19 protein-coding genes and 2 tRNA genes are annotated in these 20,069 nt (G+C 60.1%); 1 reads left to right on the forward strand and 20 read right to left on the reverse strand.

Annotated elements, in window-relative coordinates; translation table 11 throughout:
* Positions 1 to 4 precede the first annotated feature (4 nt).
* The 13 genes from rplA to CMV30_RS05265 form a co-directional block, all read right to left on the reverse strand.
* Positions 5 to 700, reverse strand: coding sequence for a 50S ribosomal protein L1 (gene rplA, locus CMV30_RS05205; protein ID WP_096055030.1), 696 nt, complete (start codon positions 698 to 700; stop codon positions 5 to 7).
* A 68-nt stretch (positions 701 to 768) separates the two neighbouring features.
* Complete coding sequence (rplK, locus tag CMV30_RS05210) at positions 769 to 1,194, reverse strand: 50S ribosomal protein L11 (protein WP_096055031.1); 426 nt, start codon at positions 1,192 to 1,194, stop codon at positions 769 to 771.
* A 77-nt stretch (positions 1,195 to 1,271) separates the two neighbouring features.
* On the reverse strand, positions 1,272 to 1,850 hold the full coding sequence (gene nusG / locus CMV30_RS05215) for a transcription termination/antitermination protein NusG (protein WP_096055032.1): 579 nt from the start codon (positions 1,848 to 1,850) through the stop codon (positions 1,272 to 1,274).
* A gap of 10 nt (positions 1,851 to 1,860) precedes the next feature.
* Positions 1,861 to 2,064, reverse strand: a complete 204-nt coding sequence (gene secE / locus CMV30_RS05220; protein ID WP_096055033.1) for a preprotein translocase subunit SecE — start codon at positions 2,062 to 2,064, stop codon at positions 1,861 to 1,863.
* A gap of 11 nt (positions 2,065 to 2,075) precedes the next feature.
* A tRNA-Trp gene (locus CMV30_RS05225) sits at positions 2,076 to 2,151 on the reverse strand.
* Between the two features lie 82 nt (positions 2,152 to 2,233).
* A complete protein-coding gene (gene tuf, locus CMV30_RS05230) occupies positions 2,234 to 3,424 on the reverse strand; it encodes an elongation factor Tu (RefSeq protein WP_096055034.1) in 1,191 nt (396 codons plus the stop codon).
* Positions 3,425 to 3,499: 75 nt separating this feature from the next.
* Positions 3,500 to 3,575: transfer RNA gene (locus CMV30_RS05235), tRNA-Thr, on the reverse strand.
* Positions 3,576 to 3,683: 108 nt separating this feature from the next.
* Positions 3,684 to 4,436, reverse strand: coding sequence for a hypothetical protein (locus CMV30_RS05240; protein ID WP_096055035.1), 753 nt, complete (start codon positions 4,434 to 4,436; stop codon positions 3,684 to 3,686).
* Entirely contained in the window at positions 4,436 to 4,888 is a 453-nt protein-coding gene (locus tag CMV30_RS05245; protein WP_096055036.1) for an ExbD/TolR family protein, read from the reverse strand. The genes CMV30_RS05240 and CMV30_RS05245 overlap by 1 nt, the downstream gene beginning before the upstream one ends.
* Positions 4,885 to 5,601: a MotA/TolQ/ExbB proton channel family protein gene (locus tag CMV30_RS05250; RefSeq protein ID WP_096055037.1), complete on the reverse strand. Its 717-nt coding sequence runs from the start codon at positions 5,599 to 5,601 to the stop codon at positions 4,885 to 4,887. Before CMV30_RS05250 ends, CMV30_RS05245 begins: the two co-directional genes overlap by 4 nt.
* 51 nt (positions 5,602 to 5,652) lie before the next feature.
* Complete coding sequence (locus CMV30_RS05255) at positions 5,653 to 8,340, reverse strand: tetratricopeptide repeat protein (RefSeq protein ID WP_138223142.1); 2,688 nt, start codon at positions 8,338 to 8,340, stop codon at positions 5,653 to 5,655.
* A 92-nt stretch (positions 8,341 to 8,432) separates the two neighbouring features.
* The gene (locus CMV30_RS05260) at positions 8,433 to 9,842 is read right to left on the reverse strand and encodes a class II fumarate hydratase (RefSeq protein WP_096055039.1); all 1,410 of its coding nucleotides are present in this window, start codon (positions 9,840 to 9,842) and stop codon (positions 8,433 to 8,435) included.
* A gap of 95 nt (positions 9,843 to 9,937) precedes the next feature.
* The gene (locus CMV30_RS05265) at positions 9,938 to 11,413 is read right to left on the reverse strand and encodes a Gfo/Idh/MocA family protein (protein WP_245844407.1); all 1,476 of its coding nucleotides are present in this window, start codon (positions 11,411 to 11,413) and stop codon (positions 9,938 to 9,940) included.
* 168 nt (positions 11,414 to 11,581) lie between these two features.
* Here CMV30_RS05265 and CMV30_RS05270 point away from each other — a divergent pair, with 168 nt between their 5' ends.
* A complete protein-coding gene (locus CMV30_RS05270; RefSeq protein ID WP_217494465.1) occupies positions 11,582 to 15,391 on the forward strand; it encodes a LamG domain-containing protein in 3,810 nt (1,269 codons plus the stop codon).
* A 12-nt stretch (positions 15,392 to 15,403) separates the two neighbouring features.
* Here CMV30_RS05270 and CMV30_RS05275 read toward each other — a convergent pair whose 3' ends face one another.
* From CMV30_RS05275 to rpsM, 7 genes are all read right to left on the reverse strand, one after another.
* Complete coding sequence (locus CMV30_RS05275) at positions 15,404 to 16,087, reverse strand: LamG-like jellyroll fold domain-containing protein (protein WP_217494466.1); 684 nt, start codon at positions 16,085 to 16,087, stop codon at positions 15,404 to 15,406.
* An 81-nt stretch (positions 16,088 to 16,168) separates the two neighbouring features.
* Positions 16,169 to 16,393, reverse strand: coding sequence for a hydrogenase nickel incorporation protein HypA (locus CMV30_RS05280; RefSeq protein ID WP_096055041.1), 225 nt, complete (start codon positions 16,391 to 16,393; stop codon positions 16,169 to 16,171).
* A gap of 286 nt (positions 16,394 to 16,679) precedes the next feature.
* Positions 16,680 to 17,174 carry a 50S ribosomal protein L17 gene (gene rplQ, locus CMV30_RS05285; RefSeq protein WP_096055042.1) on the reverse strand — a complete coding sequence of 165 codons (495 nt, stop codon included), beginning with the start codon at positions 17,172 to 17,174 and terminating at the stop codon, positions 16,680 to 16,682.
* Between the two features lie 142 nt (positions 17,175 to 17,316).
* Entirely contained in the window at positions 17,317 to 18,318 is a 1,002-nt protein-coding gene (locus CMV30_RS05290) for a DNA-directed RNA polymerase subunit alpha (RefSeq protein ID WP_096055043.1), read from the reverse strand.
* 43 nt (positions 18,319 to 18,361) lie between these two features.
* A complete protein-coding gene (gene rpsD, locus CMV30_RS05295; protein ID WP_096055044.1) occupies positions 18,362 to 18,973 on the reverse strand; it encodes a 30S ribosomal protein S4 in 612 nt (203 codons plus the stop codon).
* Between the two features lie 42 nt (positions 18,974 to 19,015).
* Positions 19,016 to 19,630 carry a 30S ribosomal protein S11 gene (gene rpsK, locus CMV30_RS20855; protein ID WP_096055045.1) on the reverse strand — a complete coding sequence of 205 codons (615 nt, stop codon included), beginning with the start codon at positions 19,628 to 19,630 and terminating at the stop codon, positions 19,016 to 19,018.
* A 12-nt stretch (positions 19,631 to 19,642) separates the two neighbouring features.
* A complete protein-coding gene (rpsM, locus tag CMV30_RS05305; protein ID WP_096055046.1) occupies positions 19,643 to 20,029 on the reverse strand; it encodes a 30S ribosomal protein S13 in 387 nt (128 codons plus the stop codon).
* Between the last annotated feature and the right edge of the window lie 40 nt (positions 20,030 to 20,069).

Here is a 20,069-nt window from a genome sequence, read left to right on the forward strand (position 1 = left end):
CTCCTTAGAATTTGTTGTATTCGGTCGAAGCGAGGCGGACGCCTGGGCTTTGGCTCGAAGAGATGACGACAGTCTTGATGTACTGGCCTTTGAAAGAGGCCGGCTTGGCCTTGCCGATAGCTTCGATAACAGCAGCGGCGTTTTCGACGATCTGAGCAGGCGTGAAAGAACGCTTGCCGACGCCGACACCAATGTTGGCGGCCTTGTCCATCTTGAACTCAACGCGGCCGGCTTTGACGGCTTTGATGCCAGCAGCGATGTCGTCGGTGACGGTACCGGACTTCGGGTTGGGCATGAGGCCTTTCGGACCGAGGACGCGGGCGAGCGTACGGACTTGCTTCATGGCTTCGGTCGTCGCGATGGCGACGTCGAACTCGAGCCAGCCTTCGGTGATCTTGGCCATCAGTTCTTGGAGCCCGGCGACGTCAGCACCGGCGTCGAGCGCGGCCTGGGCGTTATCGGTGAAGACGATGACGCGAACTTTTTTGCCCGAGCCATTTGGGAGCGGCGTGGTGCCACGGACCATCTGGTCGCCTTGGGCGGGATCGACGCCAAGGCGGAAAGAGAGTTCGACGGTTTCGTCGAACTTGGCCTTCGGGAATTTAGATAGGACTTCGATGGCGTCTTTAAGGCCGTAGTCCTTGGTGAGATCAGCGGCCTGAACGGCGCTGCGGTAGCGTTTGCTTGGTTTAGCGGGCATTGATGACTCCGTGCGGTGCGAACGTCTCGAGTGAGACTCCCGCGTTGAGTTGGGTTGTGACGGGAAAATTAGTCGATGACTTCGATGCCCATGTTACGGGCGGTGCCGGCGATAACCTTGATGCCAGCGGCTTCGTCTTTGGCGTTCATGTCGGCCTTCTTGATCTTCCAGATTTCAGCGAGCTGCTTTTTGGTGACCTTGCCGACCTTGTCCTGATTCGGCTTGGCCGAACCGCTGGCGATGTTCGCGGCCTTTTTGAGGAGGACCGATGCGGGCGGGGACTTGAGGATGAACGTGAAGCTCTTGTCAGAGAAAACCGTGATGACGACCGGCAGGATCATGCCGTTCTGGTCTTTGGTTTTGGCGTTAAATTCTTTGCAGAACGCCATGATGTTGACGCCTTGCGCACCGAGTGCGGGACCGACTGGAGGCGCTGGATTAGCAGCACCGGCAGGGAGTTGAAGGCGGATATAACCTTGGATCTTCTTAGCCATGATGAATGAAAAGGCGGGTGATTAGTGACGTGTGTATACGGTGAGTGAACGTCGGCGGTTGCAAAGAGGGCGTCGCTTTATTCGGTAAGGCGTTGCACCTGCCAGTATTCGAGCTCGACCGGGGTGAACCGGCCGAAAATGGAGACCGAAATCTTGAGTTTGCCGCGCGCAGGATCGATCTCGTCGATGCGGCCTGTGAGGTTGGCAAAAGCACCGTCGGTGATTTTGACCTCTTCTCCGATTTCGTAGGAAACTTTCGGCACTTCTTTGCCGGATGCCGCTTCAACGCGGGACTTAATTTCGTCGATCTCAGCCTGACGAAGAGCAGCGGGGCGTTCGCCACCGACAAATCCGATCACGCCGGCGACTTCTTTCACGAAGTACCACGGTTTGTTGATCAGTTTGTTGTCCTCACCGTAGAGGCGCATCTGGATGAAAACGTAGCCCGGATAAAGCTTCCGAGTTTTGGTGGATTTCTTGCCGGCTTTAACTTCAGAGACTACCTCGGTCGGGAGGAGAACTTCGAAGATCGAGTCGTCGAGCTCTTCCTGCTTTTTGAATTTCTCGATGTAGAGCTTCACCTTGCCCTCCTGACCGGAGAGGGTGTGCAGAGCGAACCATTGGGTGCCAGCAGGCGTGGTGACTTGGACGGACATGAAGGATCAGTTAGCTAACCAAAGAGGTAAAGAGGTCAACGACTTGATAGAGGGCAAAGTCGCTGATGCTTGTGAAAAGGCCTAGGATGACCGCCGCCACGATGACGACGATGGTCGAATCACGCAGCTCCGTGCGAGTGGGCCAGGTGGCTTTCTTCAATTCGTCGATCATCTCGACGGTGAAGATGCGGATGCTGCGGAACGGGTTTTTCATTTGTGGAAATTTGGCAGGCGCGGAGGGAATCGAACCCCCAACCAACGGTTTTGGAGACCGCTACTCTACCAATTGAGCTACACGCCTGTGATTTTTTGTCTTTTAGACGACGCAGCCGAGGCCCCGGTAGAGGCCTCGGCAAGTCGGATTAAACAAAGTCTGGAGAACCTTATTCGATGATGTCGGTGATACGTCCGGCACCGATGGTACGACCACCTTCGCGGATCGCGAAGCGCTGGGTCTTTTCCATCGCGATTGGAACGATCAGGTCGATTTCAACAGCGATGTTGTCGCCTGGCATAATCATCTCAACGCCAGTAGGCAGATTGACAATACCGGTCACATCAGTCGTGCGGAAATAAAACTGTGGGCGGTAGCCGTTGAAGAATGGGGTATGACGGCCGCCTTCTTCTTTGGACAAGCAGTAGATTTCGGCTTTGGCCTTCTTGTGTGGCTTGATCGACTTCGGAGCCGCGAGACACTGGCCGCGCTCGATGGAATCTTTGTCGATACCACGGAGGAGGATACCGACGTTATCACCGGCTTGGCCGCTATCGAGCAGCTTACGAAACATTTCGATACCGGTAACGACGGAGGTGACAGTGTCCTTAAGACCGACGATCTCAATAGTGTCGTTGACCTTGACGATACCACGCTCGATACGACCGGTGGCGACGGTGCCGCGGCCGGTGATCGAGAAGACGTCTTCAACGGACATCAGGAAGGGCTTGTCCATTTCGCGGACGGGCTCTGGGATGTCTTTGTCGATGGCGGTCATCAGGTCGGTGATAGCCTGATTACCTTCGGGCTTGTTTTCGAGAGCGGCGGTGGCGGAACCGCGGATGATCGTGGCAGTGTCGCCGGGGAATTGGTACTTGCTGAGGAGCTCGCGGATTTCCATTTCGACGAGGTCGAGGAGCTCTTTGTCGTCGATCAAGTCGACCTTGTTCAGGAAGACGACGATGTTTGGAACGCCAACTTGGCGGGCCAACAGGATGTGCTCACGGGTCTGAGGCATTGGGCCGTCAGCAGCGGAGACAACGAGGATCGCGCCGTCCATCTGGGCGGCACCGGTAATCATGTTCTTAACGAAGTCAGCGTGGCCAGGGCAGTCGACGTGTGCGTAGTGGCGCTTGTCGGACTCATACTCAACGTGAGCGACGGCAATCGTGACAATCTTGGATGCGTCACGCAGCGTACCACCCTTGGCGATGTCCGCGTAGGTCTTAACCTCGGCGAGACCTTTACGAGCCTGCACCGCGAGAATCGAGGTGGTCAGCGTGGTTTTACCGTGGTCGACGTGGCCGATGGTGCCAACGTTTACGTGCGGTTTCTTGCGTTCGAATGTACCTTTAGCCATGGGAGTTTGAGACGTTGTGGAGTTAGATGAGAATTGACCTCTGATTTTACGTCGGAGAAGTCACCGACGTTGACCTGGAGCCCAGAACCGGAGTCGAACCGGCGACCTCGTCCTTACCAAGAACGTGCTCTACCAACTGAGCTATCTGGGCAGACCAAGGAAATGGGTCAAAAAACGTGAAAAAGAGCGGAGAACGTGGGCGTCGGGTTTTTCTCCGTCAACAGCAAATTAGATCTTTTCCTGAAATACTGCTGCCGACTTAGGGACCAACACGAAGCGCATAGAAACCGGGAGGGAGACGCTCTCCGAGGCGAAACTCTTTAGCGAGATAACTTCTTAAAAAAAAAGTGTCGATTGCTTCCACGCCAGATCCACGCGAAAGCACTGGCAGGCCGATAAGCCCTGTAGCATCGACCGCCGCGAGCAGCTCGAGCGGCCTCCAATCGGCTGATGCCAGCTGAGCGGGAGCATCGAGCATTTTCAGTGGAGCCGTAAATACAACGCGACCGGATTTAATCTGCACGATTTCGACCACCGCCAACCGCTCAGGAAGCGGAAGCGCATCGCTTTCATAACGTCCCAAGACTTCGTAAGGATTTTTCACACGATCATACGCAAGCACGTCCACCGGTTGAGCTGGGCTCGCCACTGGTTCGGGGAAACTTATCTGCGCCTCCGCAAGCGTATATGTGTATTTGGAGGAAACCGGCTGAAACGAAGCGCCGGGCTCGCGACGGATAAGCGCCGGCAGCCGGAGCTGGCTCGCATTAAACTGGGTCGGCAGGAAAAGCGGATCAGGGTCGAGCAAGGACTGCTCATGGAGCAGTGCGCTAGCAACCGTACCGCTGGGCGATGCGATGCCGATGCCGCCCGTGCGCGGTGTCACCGGTTTCGAGTTTGCTGCTGGAGTCGGCAAGCTGACAAAGCGAACTGCCAGCACCAAAACGGCGACGCATACGATCGCTATCAACGCAGCCAGTCCCAGCCAGCGGCCTTCGATGGGGATTTTCATCACTGCCCTGCCCCGGCTTTAATTGTGGCAACCCCGATATATGGATACAGCCCCGCTTCCTTCGCGGCCACCGAGATCCTGGCGACGTCGTCGAAAGGCACAGCCTTGTCAGGATAGATGATCAGATACGCTCCCGGGGAACGTTTTGCCCGGTCAGACAGCCACACACGCAGCTGTTCATCATTCACGAGTCCGTTAGGATCGACGAAGATCTGGCCGTTCGCCTTCACGCTTACCGCGAATTTAGCCGCCACAAGACCCGATGTCTCCTCTGGCACCGTGGAGAGCCGCAGGTCTTCACCATCCACCGCCAGCGCGGGTGATAAAACAAAGCGGGAACCGAACAAAATAAAGAACAACGCAATCAACCCAAAGTTCACGAAGAACACCCAGTCGAAGCTGCGCGGCTGGCGACGGAGGGCAGAAGCAAGATCGAGCGGGCGTGCGATCATGACGTTTTCACTTGAGGGACAACCGCCACAGGGCCTACCGGAAGCGCGGGAGCGGCGGGCTTTGGCTGAGGTGCCACCCCTTCGCCACCACCTTGGTAGTCAGACAGCAAATACTGCATGATTTCGTTGCCCGCCCATTCGACATCCCGCACCAGCGAACGGACGCGGCCGGTGAGAAAATGCCACGCAAGCTGCGAGGGGATCGCGATCATAAGGCTGCCTGCCGTGCCGATCAACGCCTGCCACATGCCGGAAGCGAGTGCGTTGGCCGTGGCATACTGGCCACCCTGCATGAAGGCATGAAACGTCGTGATCATGCCTAGCAACGTCGCCAGCAGGCCCACCAGCGGGGCGATCTGCGCCACAGCCGCGATGGAGCCGAGGCGGCGTTCAAGCGCCGGGATCTCGACCACAGCTGCTTCCTGCACAGCGAAGCGCATTTTTTCCGCATCCTTGTCGGCATTGAGGAGCGCGGCTTTCACAACGGCGGCGACCGGGCCCGGGGTTTCTTCGCAGAGCGTGAGCGCCTCGACGAGACGGCGGCGTTCGAGCGTGTTCTTAATGCCGTCGAGAAAAGGCTTGGACCGGATTTGGCCGCGATGGAGGTAGAGGGTGCGCTCGATGAAAAGCACGATCACCACCGCCGCCATAAGCACCAGCACGACCAGCATCGGGCCGCCTTGGGTGAAAAGACTGAAATCGAAACCGGACATTGGGTTGGGCGACGTTAGACTGTTTTCGTATCGGGGCGTAAATGCCTAAAATCAGCGGGCTGCTCCGTTGGTCGTCGCGGCGGGCTTCCCGCCGGTGCGCGTGAGGCCGTCGTTCGCGAGGAGTGTGCCCGGCAATTTTTTCTCCAAGATAAGTTCGTACAACTGGCGGGCCTCCCGGGGCTTGGACCGGCTCTCCTGAAATGCGGCGAGCTTCAAAATCGTCCGCGACATCCAGTATCGCCCGTTCGCTCCGAGCTTGGCGGCTTTTGTCTCGTCGAGGACAAACGCCTCGATCATCGGCCACCAGATCGCATACGCACGCTCAGGATTTTCCGGCTCCCGTTCTGCCCGGTAGAGACCGAGTTTGTGACCGGCTTCGGCTCGGAGATCGATCGGTGCCGAGGGGAGATCGTAGAGCCGTTCGTAAATGGATGCCGCGTTGCTCGCCCGGCTAGGATCGGAAGCCGCAAGTGTCGCCTCGGTGTCCGCCAGCGCTATCTGGGCCGATAGGGCGTCGGCAAATTGCGGGTAGGTGAACTTGTTCACGAGCGCGGCGTACAGCGTGCGGGCGCGGCCATACTCATTCATTTCGCGGAGCAGGTTGCCCTGCTTCAAGCGGGCATAGAAAACAAGGTCATCGTCAGGATACTTCGTCACCAACCGTTCGAGAATCTGGTTGGCGTCCACATAGTCCTGGCGGTTAGGCCCTCGCCGCGCGGCATAAAGCGCGGCCCGGTAGAGCGCGTAGGGCGCGTATTCACTTTTCTCGAACTTATCCGCCAGATCGACCACGAGCTTCTGAGCGTCGAGCACAAGTCCGTCGGCATCGGCAGCGTCGGCCTCAACAATGTACGAGTAAATGGCCGCGTCGGATGTGGGATAATCCTTCTTCAAACGATCCAGGGCGGATTTGGCGCGCTCTCGATTTTTCAACGCAAAGCCCGCCTGCGCCTGGAGCAGCAGCGTGTTGCTCGCGATCTCGGCTTTCAACGTAGATGCCACTCCATCGAGCGAACCCATCAGGGTATCGCCCAGCGCGAGTGTGCGCGCGGGATCATTATTCTCGAAGGCCAGCCGCGCCTGCAACCACGCCATGCTGGCACGCAAATCCTCGGGCAGTCCGGCGGAGGTGAGCGCGTTGTCGAGCAACCGGTTCACGCGTTCATAAGCCTTGGGTGCCGCACCGGCGACTTGCAGCGCGCGGGCGAGATTCCACTCCATTTGCCAGCGATAAGAGGCATCCAATCGTGGATCGCGTGCGAGTTCATCGAGTATTCGCTCCGCTTCATCGAGCTGGCCCGCGTTGATGGCGGAGAGCACGCGTTGAAACATCAAATCGCCCGGTGGCACCCCGGCGGGGACTTCCGCGAGCGCTGCGCCGTACGCATCGGCGGCAGTGCGGTAGTCGGCAGCGGTTTTCCCTATTTCGGCTGCGCGGAAATACGCCTCAGCCTGCAACACGCCGAGCTGCGCACGGGTTTCGCCAGCGGGCAATTCAGCGCGCGCTGCGGCGGCATGAGTCGCAGCGCGGCGATAAAGCCCCTGCTCCCAAGCCGCCTCCGTCAACACGCCCAGCGCCACAGCCTTGAGCGCGGAGTTGGGAAACTCTTTGAGCAGACGCGTGGCGTCTTCCTCAGCCTGTGGGTAGCGTTTATTCGCGTTGTCCGAAAGCGCGGTTTGCGCCCGAAAAAGCAGCAAGTACTCAAGAATCGGATGCGGCGACGGCGCCGAGATCAGCTCATTGAGGAGCTGACTAAACTCATCTCGCCGCGCCCCGGCACGCGACGCACGGAACATCAGCCGCAAGGCGACGCGCTGCCGGTCACGATCAGTCGAGTTGATCAGCAGATTGCGCAACGCGACCCAGCCCGCGCTATCGTCCGGACCTGCGATCAATCCAAGCAGCAGCTGCCATTCGTCTCTGTACGCGCGTTCATCTTTGGACAGCGGGAGCAGCGCGCTCTGCAAAAGAGCGATTGCCTGCGGGCGCTGGCCCAGCTGCGCGAGTCCAACGGCGAGCTGGCTGGTCGCCTCGTAAGCCTGGGCGGTGCCCGCACTGCTACCGATGATCTTCTGCCACGCCGTCACGTTGCGGTCCGTGACGTCGCCCGCCTGAAGTTTGAGCTTTCGTTTAGCCAATAGAAACCAGGCCCGCTGCGCCTCCAATCCCGCCGCTGCGGCCGCATCATCGGCCTGCTGATAAAACGCTCCCGCCTGCTGCGCATCGCCGGCCAGCTGGCCACGCAGGAAAAAATACCAGCCACGGTCATAGGGAGCGGTAAATTCATCGGGATTGATCGCCTGAGCCTCGGCCTTCGCCGCATCGAACCGACGTTCACGCACCGCGATCATCGCCTGCCGCAACCGCAGCGCCGCCGTGGGCAGGCCGGTGAATTTCTGCAACACCTTCGCAGCCTCGCTGAACCGGTCTTCCTCGATCAACGCCGTTGCCAGGTGGATGGCGACCCGGTTGCGCACTTCTGCCGAGGTCGCGGGATCATCAAAAATTTTCCTGAAGAGCTCGGCCGCGATAGAGGGCAATCCAATGTTCAGTGCCAGATGCGCCTCGCGTTCAAGCGAAAGCCCGGGACCGGGCGCGGGCCGCGACACGCCGGGCATCAAGGGAGCGGGCTGGCTGATCGGCTCCAGTTGCGCGCGCAGCGCGGGCGGGACCGCCAGCAGCGCGGGGACAAGCAACAGCATCCAGGTCTTCACTACCGACATTTTCGGAACGGGCATGGGTTTGCCGCACGATGCGCAGCGGCGCGACCGGTGGCAAGACAGTGGACAACGGGAAACGCGCGGCGTTCAACCAAGACTGGGGAGACGCCTCAGCCCCCTCCCCCGCCTAGCGCACTTTCGCCTGGCTTGGTCATCGCCATCGGTTCGAGTGCGCGATCGAGCGTAGCGGCATCGAGGAGACCTTTTTCGAGTACGACTTCACGCAAGGTTTTGTTGCTCGCAAACGCCTCCTTGGCCACGGCCGCCGCCGCATCGTAGCCGATGTGTGGGTTGAGCGCCGTCACGAGCATCAGCGAACGATCCACGAGCTCGCGGCAACGCTCGGGGTCTGCCTCGATGCCATGCACACATTGATCGGCAAAGACACGCGCGCCGTTCGCCAGGCAGTGAATAGCTTCGTGCAACGAGTGCGCGATGAGCGGGATCGTGACGTTGAGTTCGAAATGTCCGTCGCGTCCGCACATCGCGACCATCTGCGCGAGTCCCTGCGCGTAGATGCAGACTTGCACGAGCATCTCGCTCATCACCGGATTCACTTTTCCCGGCATTATCGAGCTGCCGGGCTGCGTGGCGGGCAGGCGGATTTCCTGCAAACCGCTGCGCGGGCCCGACGCGAGCAGGCGGATGTCGTTGGCGATCTTCGTGAGCGATGCGGCGATGGCGGAGAGTTGTCCCGCGACCTCGACCGAGTCGTCGCGCGCAGCCTGCGCTTCAAAATGATTATGCGCTTCGTAAAAGAGGATGCCCGTTTTCTCGGTAAGGATGCGGCAGACTTTTCCCGCGAACTCGGGATGACAGTTGATACCGGTGCCGACGGCGGTGCCGCCGATCGCGAGTTCGCGCAGCGCGACGATAGCTTTCTCCACGCGCACGGCGGCCTTCGATGCTTGCGCGGCATAACCGGAAAACTCCTGCCCGAGCGTGACCGGCGTGGCGTCCATCAAGTGCGTGCGCCCGATCTTCACGATTTCGGAAAACGCTTCGGACTTTGCGGCGAGCGCGGCGTGCAGGTGCTTGAGCGCAGGATGGAGTTGCTCGTGGAGCGCGAGCGCGACGGAAACATGCAGCGCAGTGGGGATGACGTCGTTCGACGACTGGCCGAGGTTCACGTCGTCATTCGGGTGAAGCGGTTTTTTGGAACCGATCGTCTGTCCGCTGAGCTGGCTCGCGCGATTCGCGATCACCTCGTTGGCGTTCATGTTGGTCGAGGTGCCCGAGCCGGTTTGAAACACATCGACGGGAAAATGCTCCAGCAGTTTTCCCTGAAGAAGTTCGTGAGCGACCTGCTGGATGAGCGCGCTCTTTTCGGGCGTGAGCAGCCCGAGTTCCTGATTGGCGGCGGCGCATGCGAGCTTCACGAGGCCGAGCCCGCGGATGAACGCGGGAGGCATCGGCCGCCCGCTGATGGGGAAATTCAACACGGCGCGCTGCGTGGAGGCGCCGTAGAGAGCTTCGTCGGGGACGGGCATCTCGCCCATGGAATCGCGTTCGGTGCGCATGAGGCAGCGTAGAGCCCGCGTTAATAAATGCAAAACGCGCCTGCGATCAGCGGGCGCGTTTGTCCAACTTCGTGCGCGGCGTGCGCGCGGAGAACTCAGGCTTGCGGCATCGGCAGCGGGCCGGTGCGTGAAGGCATCGGCGCGTAGTCGGGACGCGCGAGATTTTTCACGAGATCGGCGATGTTCACCGGCGTGCCTTTTTCGAAGCACTGGTTGGCGGCGATCCCGATCAAGATCGAGGCCGCGCCGGCGCGTTCGTCGGCTGCGCGCTGGTACTTATCCTCGGGAGGCTTCGGCAGGAACATGTCGTCCAACATGATCTTGTCGCCGCCACCGTGGCTGCCGGTGCCCGTCCACGGTTCGACCTCGCGGGGCGCGCCACGCAGCGGAATCACCCGCGTGGTCACGCCGCCTTCCGTGATGCCGCCTTGCACGGAGTCGGTGCCGTTCACGTAGATTTTTTCCACGATGGAATGCTCGAGACGGCCCTTCGTACCGTTGAACGCGATCTGGTAACCTTCCCAGGCGTTGAAGGCATTGAGCGAGTAACTGAGCGTCGCGCCGTTGTCGTAGCGCACAGCGACGTTCATCGTATCTTCGATGTCGATGTCCGGGCGGAAGACGCAGCGGTCGCGCAGATAGCCGTCGTGTTTTTCCTGATCCAGGTAGAGCTGCTTCATTTTCGGCTGCGCAGCCATATCGAGATAGAATCCGCATTTCTTCTTTTCCGGACAAGTGAGACAGCGCTCGTGATGGCTTTCGAGGCCGAGGCGCTTCGCCATGGCGGGCGTGTAGAATTCGCGCTTGCCCATCGCAGTCACGGCTTGTGGGACGGCACCAAGCCACCAGTTCACGAGATCGAAATGATGCGTCGCCTTGTGGACCATGAGGCCGCCCGAGTTTTCTTTGTGCGAGTGCCAGCGGCGGAAGTAATCCGCGCCGTGACTGGTGTTGAGCAGCCATTGGAAATCGACTGAGAGCACGTCGCCGATTTCGCCGCTCATCAAAATATCCTTCACCTGCGTGCGCGGCGGCGAGTAGCGGTAGTTAAAGAGCACACGGCAGTTTTTCCCGGTGCGTTTGCGCGCGTCGATGATCGCCTGGCATTTTGCCGACGTCGTGGTCATCGGCTTTTCGGTGATCGTGTCGCAGCCAAGTTCCATCGCGCGGATCAGGTACTCGTGGTGCGTGCCATCGACCGTCGTAACGATGACGAACTCCGGTTTCGTCTCCGCGATCATGCGCTCGAAATCGGCGGCCGCATAAGCCTTGGGCTCGGCCGCGCCGTGCCTGCGGGCGAGAGCGCGCGACACTTCGAGACGACCGGCATTGGTGTCGCAGATCGCGACCAGCTCGGCGTGTTCTTTGTGCGTCGTCTCGATCGCGCTTTGGTACATCTGGCTGCGCGAGCCGACGCCGACGATGGCGTATCGGCGGCGTTTGTTTTCGGTGACCGCAGCGAGGCTCGTGACGCCGAGCGCGAGGCCGACGCCGACAGCGGAGACACCTTTGACGAACGTGCGACGGGGCATGCCGTCGCCATTTCCGAGTGAGGAACCGGGAGGAATCATGGGGATAAAACAGGTCAGGGGCTGAACAACTAAGCAGCGCAAGGAGGGCAGCCGCCCTGTTGATTGACAAGCTGTGAGCCCCGACCGTTTCTCGAACCGTCAGCCCTCCGGCGCAGCCGCTTTCAACGCGCCAACCTCAACACTCCGTCACCCCTTTCCCGGAACCCCATGCATTCGAAAATTTTCGGCTCACTCGTGCGCGGCCGTCAGCCGCGCGGTCTTTTGATTTCGTCGCTGATGCTGATGTCCGTACTGATCGCTCGTGGCGGTTCTGCAGCTGAGCCGGGTTTGCTGTTCTATCTCTCCGGCACTCACGGCACGACCGCCGATCTCGCGGCTAACGGCCACACCGAGCCGAACTTCCTCAAAGACGTTAACCCTATCGCCGATGGCGCGCGCGGTCCCGCGCTCCGATGCGAGCATACGCAACGTCTCGCCTACGCGGCACCGGCAAACATCTATGCACAACGCGGCACGCTCTCGTTTTTCTGGCGCGCTCGCGAGGCCGTGGGGCCGACTGAGTTCCCGATCTTCCGCGTCGGCTACGGCGATCACTCGAGCTGGGACATGGTGTGGCTGCGCATCGACTATAACGGCCACGGCTTCGACGCGTTCGTGACCGACATCAACCTCAGCCGCACGCGCGTGTCGGTGAAGATCGAGCCGTTCTTCAAACCCGACGAATGGATTCACCTCGCACTCACGTGGGACGAGACGAGCGGCATCCGGTTTTTCATGAACGGAAAACTAGCCGCCGAAAAACGCCTTGAAGTGCCGACCCGTTACGACGCGCAGCTGGATCAATTCGGCCCGCACTCGCGCATCATCAGCCCGTACCAAGTGCAGAGTGACTATAACTACGTCCGTGGCGGCGACCTCGACGAACTGCGCATCTACGACCGCGCGGTCGCCGATGCCGACATCGCCACGCTGGCGAAAGGCGGCGCTCTTCCCGCGCTCACTCCCCTACCTGCCCGCTCGCTCGCCGATCCCGTCACGCGCACTGAATGGAGTTTCCGCCACGGCTGGAATCGCCCGGACGATCTTCCGCCCGCGCTGCCTGAGGGGAAATTTGTCGCTGTGAGGAAAGTCGAAATTCACGACGCCTACGACCTGAAACGCTGGTGGTGGAAGGCGAACGACGGCATCCGCGAGACGACGTGGCCCGGCGTGTACAACCAGTCGCGCCTCAGCGGTCGCAACGACTACTTCAAACTTCCTGACTGGGATTGCTACTCCCTGTCAGGGAAATCCGTGACGTTCACCTTGCCGGACGAGCCGTGGAATCATCTAGAGATTTCCGGCGCTGCGTGGGGTGAGGGAAAACTAGTGGGCAAAGAAAAGACCTCTCCACTTTTTAAGCGTTCACGCGGGCAGGAGCGCAGCATTTACGCCTTCAAGACCGCGACGACCGGTCAGAAAATCCAGTTCGACAACGTCGAGCAGGAGCAGCCCATCGGTGAATTCGCGCCCTATCACGTGACAGCCGGGCGCGAGCCAGAAGGCACCCGAATCCTCGCGTATCAGATCACCGGGCACGCCGCGCAGCAGACGGGCATACCGTCCCTGGTTGAGTTCGTGAAAGGCCGCCATCCTTCCGACGAGCAGGCGGCCCTCGTCGCGGAGCCGGCCGATGCGAAAGTGAAACGAGGTCCGAAAGTCTTGTTCGCGGGTTTGCCATTGCTGCATGTGTTTGTTCCCGCGCCAGGAGAGGAGTCCGGCGACGACGCACTCGACGGCATCGCAGTGGATCTACCCGCGTGGAGTAGTCCTGACTCCGCTTCGCCCGCGCGTGCTGTCTCCTTCAACATCCGCGTCAAAGACCCGCTCTGGCCTGCGCGTGAGCTGCTCGATTTCACATTTACCGCCGATCCGCGCGAAGCCCGCACGCTCTGGCTCGATACGCGCGATCGCATCCTGCCGGAAGGCCGTGGGATTTATCTGACGATCACTGCCTCTGAAAACCCGGGAAACATCGCTGCGCTCACTCCGTCGCAAGTTCGCCTCGTTTTCAAATCGCGCGAAGCCGGGCGCGCCGAGCACGAGTTGGATCGTTTCACGCAGCTGCGCGACAGCTACGCGATGCTGGTGGAGGAAAATCCCCGCGACCGCCGTTACCAGCTCTGGGCGCGGTTCGAGAATGACCTGAACGATCTCCTCCGCGTGAATCCCACGCACGTGCTCGCGCAGCAGTACAAAGCCGACGCCTTGCCCGGTTCGGTGAAGCCGCCCTTCGAACAACCGGTAGCGCCCGATCGCGTACCTCTCTGGGCGTTTCGACAGGTCGAGACGCTGCGCCGCGCGAAGGAGCTCGTGCTTTGGTACATCGATCACCGCCAGATCGAGAACGGCGAACTCGGTGGAGGACTTTCCGATGACACCGACATGGCCAACTACTGGCCCGGAATCGCGCTCATGGGCGCGGAGCCCGATAAGATCGCGGACTCGCTGCGGCGCTTGCTCGATGCGTGTTACGCGCACGGGATGTTCACGGATGGATTGCCCACGATTCAGACCGATGAACTCCACACTTACGAAGAAGGTATCAACACGCTCGGACAGAATCTGATCCTCGACTACGGCAGCCCGCCCCAGATCGAGCGCGCGATGGAGACCGCGCGCGGACTCGCCAGCATCACGGGGGTGAACGCAGCCGGGCATCGCCACATCCGCAGCAGTTATTACAGCGGCACGCGCATGGCCACCGAAGGCGTGTGGGGATGGAGCAAGGCGTACTCATTTCTAGCGTTTCAACCGATGCAGTTGCTCGCCGACTACAACGGCGATCCAGCGGCCAAAAAACTTCTCATCGAACTCGCCGACGGCCTGCTCGCCCACCGCAAGCCCGGCAAGGACGGCCGCCACGCGATACCTACCGCGATCCACTTCGAGAGCGATGCCGAGGCTGATGCGTCGCGCAGCTTTTCGTCGTGGGCGCTTTTCTGGAATGCGTGGCAGTGGACGCGCGACGAAAAGTATCTCGCCCCGATTCTCGACGGTGGCGCGGCATCGATCGGTGCGGTGAATCCTAATGCGCTCGATCTGCTCGCCCTGCGCGAAAGTTTCGGTGGCGAGATCGCCCGCGGAAATGATTTCAGTGCGCGCGATGTTTCACGCTCCGGCGTGCCCTCGCAGCAGAGCATGCACTTCGCGTGGCAGATCACCGGCGACAAAACGCATCTCGAAAAACTCTACGCCGGCCTCACCGAACGCATGGCGAATCGCTGGTACATCAACACCGAGGGCAGTCTTTGGGTGGACCGCATCAACATGTCCACGAGCGAACTCCAGCGCGCCCGGCTCGGCGGTGTCGCGCTGGCTCGCAACGCGATTTTCCCCGGCCACGTGGTGAGCTGGCGTTTTGCTGCGCCCGCGAAAGCCGAGAGCGTCGCGATCTTGATTCCCGAAGCGACTGACGACGCGTTCAAAGTCATCGCCTACAACCTCGAAGCAGTGCCCGTCGCTGCATCGATGACCGGTTGGGCTATCACGCCGGGCGATTGGGAGATCACGCAAGGCGTCGATGCCGACGGCGACGACCAAGCCGATGGATTGATGGAGAAACGCACGGTGCCGCTTGAGCGCACGAAGTCGGTCGAGCTGACTTTCCCCGCGCACACGACGACCGTCCTCACATTTAAGAATGTGAAACGCGGCACGCCCTATCACGAACGTCCGGACCTCGGGATCGACCGGCAGGATGTGACGCTGCGAGACGGCAAACTCGCCGTAAACCTGCATAGCCTCGGCTCCGCACGCGTGCCTGCGAGCAGCGTCGCGTTGGTTTCGGCTGATGGAAAAATCCTCGCCCAGATGACGACTCCGGAAATCGCCGCACCGCTCGACTGGAAACCCAAGACCGCGGAGGTGATTCTCTCACTGCCCGTCGGTATGAAAACCGAGGGCTGCTCTGTTGTGATCGATCCTGAGCACGCGCTGACGGAGATCACCACGCGCAACAACGCGGTGAAACTGTGAATGCTCAACCGCTCAGTCCTTCGGCGCGCGTTGCAGTTTTTCCGCAGGCCGCGCTTCAGGTGTGAAGCGCACTTCACGGATAGCTCCTTTGAACCAGGAGACTTTGTTTTGCCGCACGCCCAGTGAGGTGCGCCCCGTCGCGGACATCGGCTCAAACTGGATCGCGCCTTCGCACTCCCTCACGCCGTCCACGAAATGAGTCATGCGACCGTCGGCATAGGTTAATGCCGCCCAGTGCCAGCGGCCGACCTGGTGCGCCTTTGCGCGATCGATCAACGTCAGCCGGTGCGCGGCATCCGAATACAGGAAAGTGTCGAGGCACCACTGGCCTCCTGGCAGGAGACGGAGCTCGATCAACACGCGGCGGCCTTTCTCATCCTGCAGGTGCAGGAAGCGTTGCTCGGGCTGGCCATCGGCATCGACGGAGAAACAGATTTCTATGGTGAAGGCTTTCCACTCGGAGATTGGGATGACAGGGACGACCAGACCGTCGGCCTTGCCATCGAAACGGACGGATGAGCCCGAGCCTTCTTTCGCGCGAGACGGAGCGCCCCAGATCTCGGTCTTTGCGCCACCGAGCGAAGCCAGATCATCGAGACGCCAGACGACCGATGGAGGTATTTCACCTGCTCGCGCGAGCAGCGTGGCAAGCAGAGCGGTTGCGACACACAGGCAGCGAAGGGGTAAAGAAAGCATCACGGGGTGGACGCATACAAAAATGCCGCCAGCCTTTCGCAAGGCCGGCGGGGCAGTCATGAAGAGAAAACCTAGAGCCCGTCAGAATCGCAGACGTGCGTTGGCGTGGCCGCAACGAGGACACTCGCACGAGTCGGGCCGACCAGAGGCTGCGTAGAGATGGTTGCAGCGAGCACACATGAACGTGGATTTGCGGCGGGCGTGCTCGAAGAGCGCGTGATCACGGCGGTCGTAGAACATCCAGAGTCCCAGAAAAAGAGCCGCGACGAAGAGGCAGTAGATGACCGTGGCGGTGGAGAGATCCATGCGGCAGTGAAGACTGATTGGTTATCGACACAAACCCGGCTGACCAGCGCCGAGTGTCTGGCAGATAGGGAAAGTCATGCGCTCTCGTTGAAACGATCAACGCGCCCTATGTAACGTAATACGTTACATCCCGACCTCGCTCTCGTAGGCCCCGGGGAGAAAGTGTGCGAGTTCGGGCGCGGTCAGAGGTAAGATGCGGAAAGGCGGAAAGAGAAATATTTGAGCATAAAAAAACGCGCCGAAGAAAAATTCGGCGCGTTTGAAACTGAGAGCTTTAGCTGATCGCTCAGGCTTGGGCCTGGCCTTCAGCGGGCGTTGCGTCGGCGGCGGGAGCAGCTTCGGCAGCGGAGGCTTTCTTGCCCTTCTTGGCGGGCTTCTTGCGCTTCTTGTAGCCTGGATCGTCGGCTTTAACGAACTCGATCAGGGCCATCTCAGCGGCGTCGCTGATGCGCTTGCCGAGTTTGTAGATACGGGTGTAGCCGCCGGTGCGGTTGGTGAACTCTTTGTGCTTCTCGTTGAAGAGGAGCGTGACGGCGGTCTCATCGCGCACGTCACTCAGAGCGAGACGGCGGAGATGGAGAGCGTCCTTGGGCTCGGTCTTGGCCGCGGCCTGCTTGGCCTTGGTGATGACCTTCTCGATGAAGGGACGGAGGGCTTTGGCCTTGGTCACGGTGGTCTTGATACGACCATGGGTGATCAGGGAGGCGGCCATGTTGGAGAGCATCGCGGCGCGATGTTCACGGGTGACGCCGAGGGAGGCGTGGTGTTTATTGTGACGCATTGTGTTTTTGTTTTAGACGACTCCCGATCGGCAATCCGGTCGCAGCGTGGGGCGGCAGCGGACGGCGCGAGAGTAGTGATGAAAAGTGAGCCCCGACTCAGCGCTGTTTGCGACAAGCCGGGGCTGTGGGAATGGAAACGACTTAGAGATCCTTCTTCGAATCGAGGAGGCGTTCGTCGAACTTCATGCCGAGTGAGAGGCCGAGAGCTTCGAGCTTGTCCTTGATTTCGTTGAGCGACTTCTTGCCGAAGTTGCGGTACTTGAGCATCTCCTGCTCGGTCTTCATCGCGAGTTCGCCAACGGTGGTGATGTTCGCGTTGTTCAAGCAGTTCGCGGCGCGAACGGAGAGTTCGATTTCGTTCACCGACATGTTGAGGAGCTTGCGGAGCTTGTTCTGCTCTTCGCTGACCTCGCTGGTCTGGGTGTCGAAGTTGTACTCTTCGTTGCTGACGCGGTTGAAGACATCGAGGTGGTGAGCCAGGATCGAAGACGCCTGCTTAAGGGCATCATCTGGATTGATGCGGCCATCGGTCCAGACTTCGAGGATGAGCTTATCGTAGTCGGTGATCTGACCGACGCGGGTGTTCTCAACCGAGTACTTCACAAGGCGAACAGGCGAGAAGAGCGAGTCGATCGGGATGACACCGATGGCTTGTTCTTCTTTTTTGTTCTGCTCGCCAGGATAGTAACCACGACCGGTCTTGATCTCGACTTCGGCTTCAAAGGACGCGCCCTTTTCGAGCGTGCAGATGACCTGGTCGGGATTGACGATCTTGATGTTGGAGTCGGCCTGGATGTCGCCAGCAGTAACTGCACCGGCTTTGGAGGCTTTGATGGAGAGGCTGATCGCGTCGCGTTTTTCGGAGACGATCAGAACTTTTTTCAGGTTGAGGACGATGTCGGTGACATCTTCCACAACGCCGTCGATGCTCTGGAACTCGTGGTTAACGCCCTCGATCTTGATCGAGGAGATAGCCGAGCCCTCGATGGAGCTCAGGAGGACGCGGCGCAGGGAGTTGCCGATGGTGTGGCCGTAGCCAGCTTCGAATGGTTCGGCGATGAACTTGCCGTAAGTAGGCGTAGCGCCTTCTTCGACCTTGGTGAGCTTGGAGGGAAGTTCGAACTTTCCGAGGCGTTTGGGCATGGCAGGTATTTAGATTAGAGGATGGATTGCTCTGAGAAAAAACTCAGAAGCGCGAGTAGAACTCGACGATGATCTGCTCGTTGATGCCGGGCTCCATCTCATCGCGGTTCGGGAGACGGTTGACGACAGCCTTGAATGCCTCGGCGTTCAGCGTGAGCCAGCCGGGGACGTTGCGGGCGCGGTTCTCTTCGAGAAAGCGGGTAGCGACCTGGCGGGAGCCGGGAGCGTTCTTCACTTCGATCTCGTCGCCAGCCTTAACGGCGTAGCTCGCGATGTCGACCTTGCGGCCGTTGACGCGGATGTGGCCGTGATTGACGAACTGGCGGGCGGCGGCGCGGCTCTTGGCGAAACCCAGGAGGTAAACGACGCTGTCGAGACGGGTCTCGAGGAGCTGGAGGAAGCGGGTACCGGTGACGCCACGCTCGCGCTTGGCAGCCTCGAAGGTGCGGCGGAACTGGCGCTCAAGCAGGCCGTAGGTGTAACGGAGCTTCTGCTTTTCGTTCAAGCCGACCGCGTACTCAGAGAGTTTGCGGCGGAGCTTGGGGCCGTGCTGGCCGGGGGGGAAGTTGCGTTTCTCAAAAGCCTTCGTCGCGCCGAAAATCGGAACGCCAAAACGACGGCTAATGCGTGTGGTTGGACCTGTGTAACGAGCCATGGTCGGATATTTTTAGATTATTAAAAGGTAGTGGAGGATTCCTTACACGCGGCGGCGCTTGCGGGGGCGGCAGCCGTTGTGCGGGATGGGGGTTACGTCGATGATCGACGAGATCTCGAGGCCGATGGCCTGGAGGGCGCGGACAGCGGAGTCACGGCCGAGACCGGGACCGCTGAGCTTGATGACGACGTCCTTGAGGCCGTGCGACATGGCGTTGCGGGCGGCGTCTTGAGCGACGACCTGCGCGGCGTAGGCGGTGGATTTGCGGGAGCCGCGGAAGTTGCACTTACCAGCGCTGGACCAGGCGATGACCTGACCTTTGGCGTCGGTGATGGAAACGATCGTGTTGTTGAAAGAAGCGAGGACGTTAACGACACCGGAAGTGACGTTCTTAGAGCCCTTGGCTTTGCGAACCTTGATCGCGCCGATCTCTTCTTTGAGGAGATCTTCAGCGGTCGGCTGCTTGGCGACACCGCCAACGAGTTCGACTGGCTTTTCAGCGGGAGCAGGAGCAGCGCCTTCGGCGCCTTCCTTCTTGGCTTTGGGGGCACGAGCGGGCTTTTCAGCGGCGGCGGCGGCTGGAGTTTCGGCGCCAGCGGCGGCGGGGAGGGCGTCCTTCTTAGGAGCCTTTTTGGGAGCGGATTTTTCTTCGGCCATGACGTTAAAGAATTACTTAGCGGGAGCGGTTGGCTTGGAGACGCCGACGGTGCGGCGGGGGCCTTTGCGCGTACGCGCATTGGTGCTGGTACGCTGACCGCGGACAGGGAGGCTGCGGCGGTGGCGGACGCCACGGTAGCAGTTGATCGCCTGGAGGCGCTTCAAGTTGCCGGTGAGTTCGCGGCGGAGATCGCCCTCAACCACCCATTTGTGCTCGGTGATGATGTGGAGGATCTTGTTGAGCTGTTCTTCCGTGAGCGCATCGGCGCGCTGGTTCGGATCGATACCGGCTTCTTGGACGACTTGGTCCGCGCGTTGCGGGCCAATGCCGTAAATATAACGGAGGGAGATCGCGACTTTCTTTTTCGCGGGGATTTCTACACCGAGGAGACGTGGCATATAGTTTCGAGTTAGGAGATGTTTGGTTGAGAGTGTGAGG

It is taken from the genome of Nibricoccus aquaticus (assembly GCF_002310495.1).
In the GTDB taxonomy this organism is placed as follows: domain Bacteria; phylum Verrucomicrobiota; class Verrucomicrobiia; order Opitutales; family Opitutaceae; genus Nibricoccus; species Nibricoccus aquaticus.

What these genes read in the sequence shown, in the direction of transcription:
- rplA (WP_096055030.1), bottom strand. Translation starts at nt 700, where the DNA reads ATGCCCGCTAAACCAAGCAAACGCTACCGCAGCGCCGTTCAGGCCGCT.
- rplK (WP_096055031.1), bottom strand. Translation starts at nt 1,194, where the DNA reads ATGGCTAAGAAGATCCAAGGTTATATCCGCCTTCAACTCCCTGCCGGT.
- nusG (WP_096055032.1), bottom strand. Translation starts at nt 1,850, where the DNA reads ATGTCCGTCCAAGTCACCACGCCTGCTGGCACCCAATGGTTCGCTCTG.
- secE (WP_096055033.1), bottom strand. Translation starts at nt 2,064, where the DNA reads ATGAAAAACCCGTTCCGCAGCATCCGCATCTTCACCGTCGAGATGATC.
- tuf (WP_096055034.1), bottom strand. Translation starts at nt 3,424, where the DNA reads ATGGCTAAAGGTACATTCGAACGCAAGAAACCGCACGTAAACGTTGGC.
- CMV30_RS05240 (WP_096055035.1), bottom strand. Translation starts at nt 4,436, where the DNA reads ATGAAAATCCCCATCGAAGGCCGCTGGCTGGGACTGGCTGCGTTGATA.
- CMV30_RS05245 (WP_096055036.1), bottom strand. Translation starts at nt 4,888, where the DNA reads ATGATCGCACGCCCGCTCGATCTTGCTTCTGCCCTCCGTCGCCAGCCG.
- CMV30_RS05250 (WP_096055037.1), bottom strand. Translation starts at nt 5,601, where the DNA reads ATGTCCGGTTTCGATTTCAGTCTTTTCACCCAAGGCGGCCCGATGCTG.
- CMV30_RS05255 (WP_138223142.1), bottom strand. Translation starts at nt 8,340, where the DNA reads ATGCCCGTTCCGAAAATGTCGGTAGTGAAGACCTGGATGCTGTTGCTT.
- CMV30_RS05260 (WP_096055039.1), bottom strand. Translation starts at nt 9,842, where the DNA reads ATGCGCACCGAACGCGATTCCATGGGCGAGATGCCCGTCCCCGACGAA.
- CMV30_RS05265 (WP_245844407.1), bottom strand. Translation starts at nt 11,413, where the DNA reads ATGATTCCTCCCGGTTCCTCACTCGGAAATGGCGACGGCATGCCCCGT.
- CMV30_RS05270 (WP_217494465.1), top strand. Translation starts at nt 11,582, where the DNA reads ATGCATTCGAAAATTTTCGGCTCACTCGTGCGCGGCCGTCAGCCGCGC.
- CMV30_RS05275 (WP_217494466.1), bottom strand. Translation starts at nt 16,087, where the DNA reads ATGCTTTCTTTACCCCTTCGCTGCCTGTGTGTCGCAACCGCTCTGCTT.
- CMV30_RS05280 (WP_096055041.1), bottom strand. Translation starts at nt 16,393, where the DNA reads ATGGATCTCTCCACCGCCACGGTCATCTACTGCCTCTTCGTCGCGGCT.
- rplQ (WP_096055042.1), bottom strand. Translation starts at nt 17,174, where the DNA reads ATGCGTCACAATAAACACCACGCCTCCCTCGGCGTCACCCGTGAACAT.
- CMV30_RS05290 (WP_096055043.1), bottom strand. Translation starts at nt 18,318, where the DNA reads ATGCCCAAACGCCTCGGAAAGTTCGAACTTCCCTCCAAGCTCACCAAG.
- rpsD (WP_096055044.1), bottom strand. Translation starts at nt 18,973, where the DNA reads ATGGCTCGTTACACAGGTCCAACCACACGCATTAGCCGTCGTTTTGGC.
- rpsK (WP_096055045.1), bottom strand. Translation starts at nt 19,630, where the DNA reads ATGGCCGAAGAAAAATCCGCTCCCAAAAAGGCTCCTAAGAAGGACGCC.
- rpsM (WP_096055046.1), bottom strand. Translation starts at nt 20,029, where the DNA reads ATGCCACGTCTCCTCGGTGTAGAAATCCCCGCGAAAAAGAAAGTCGCG.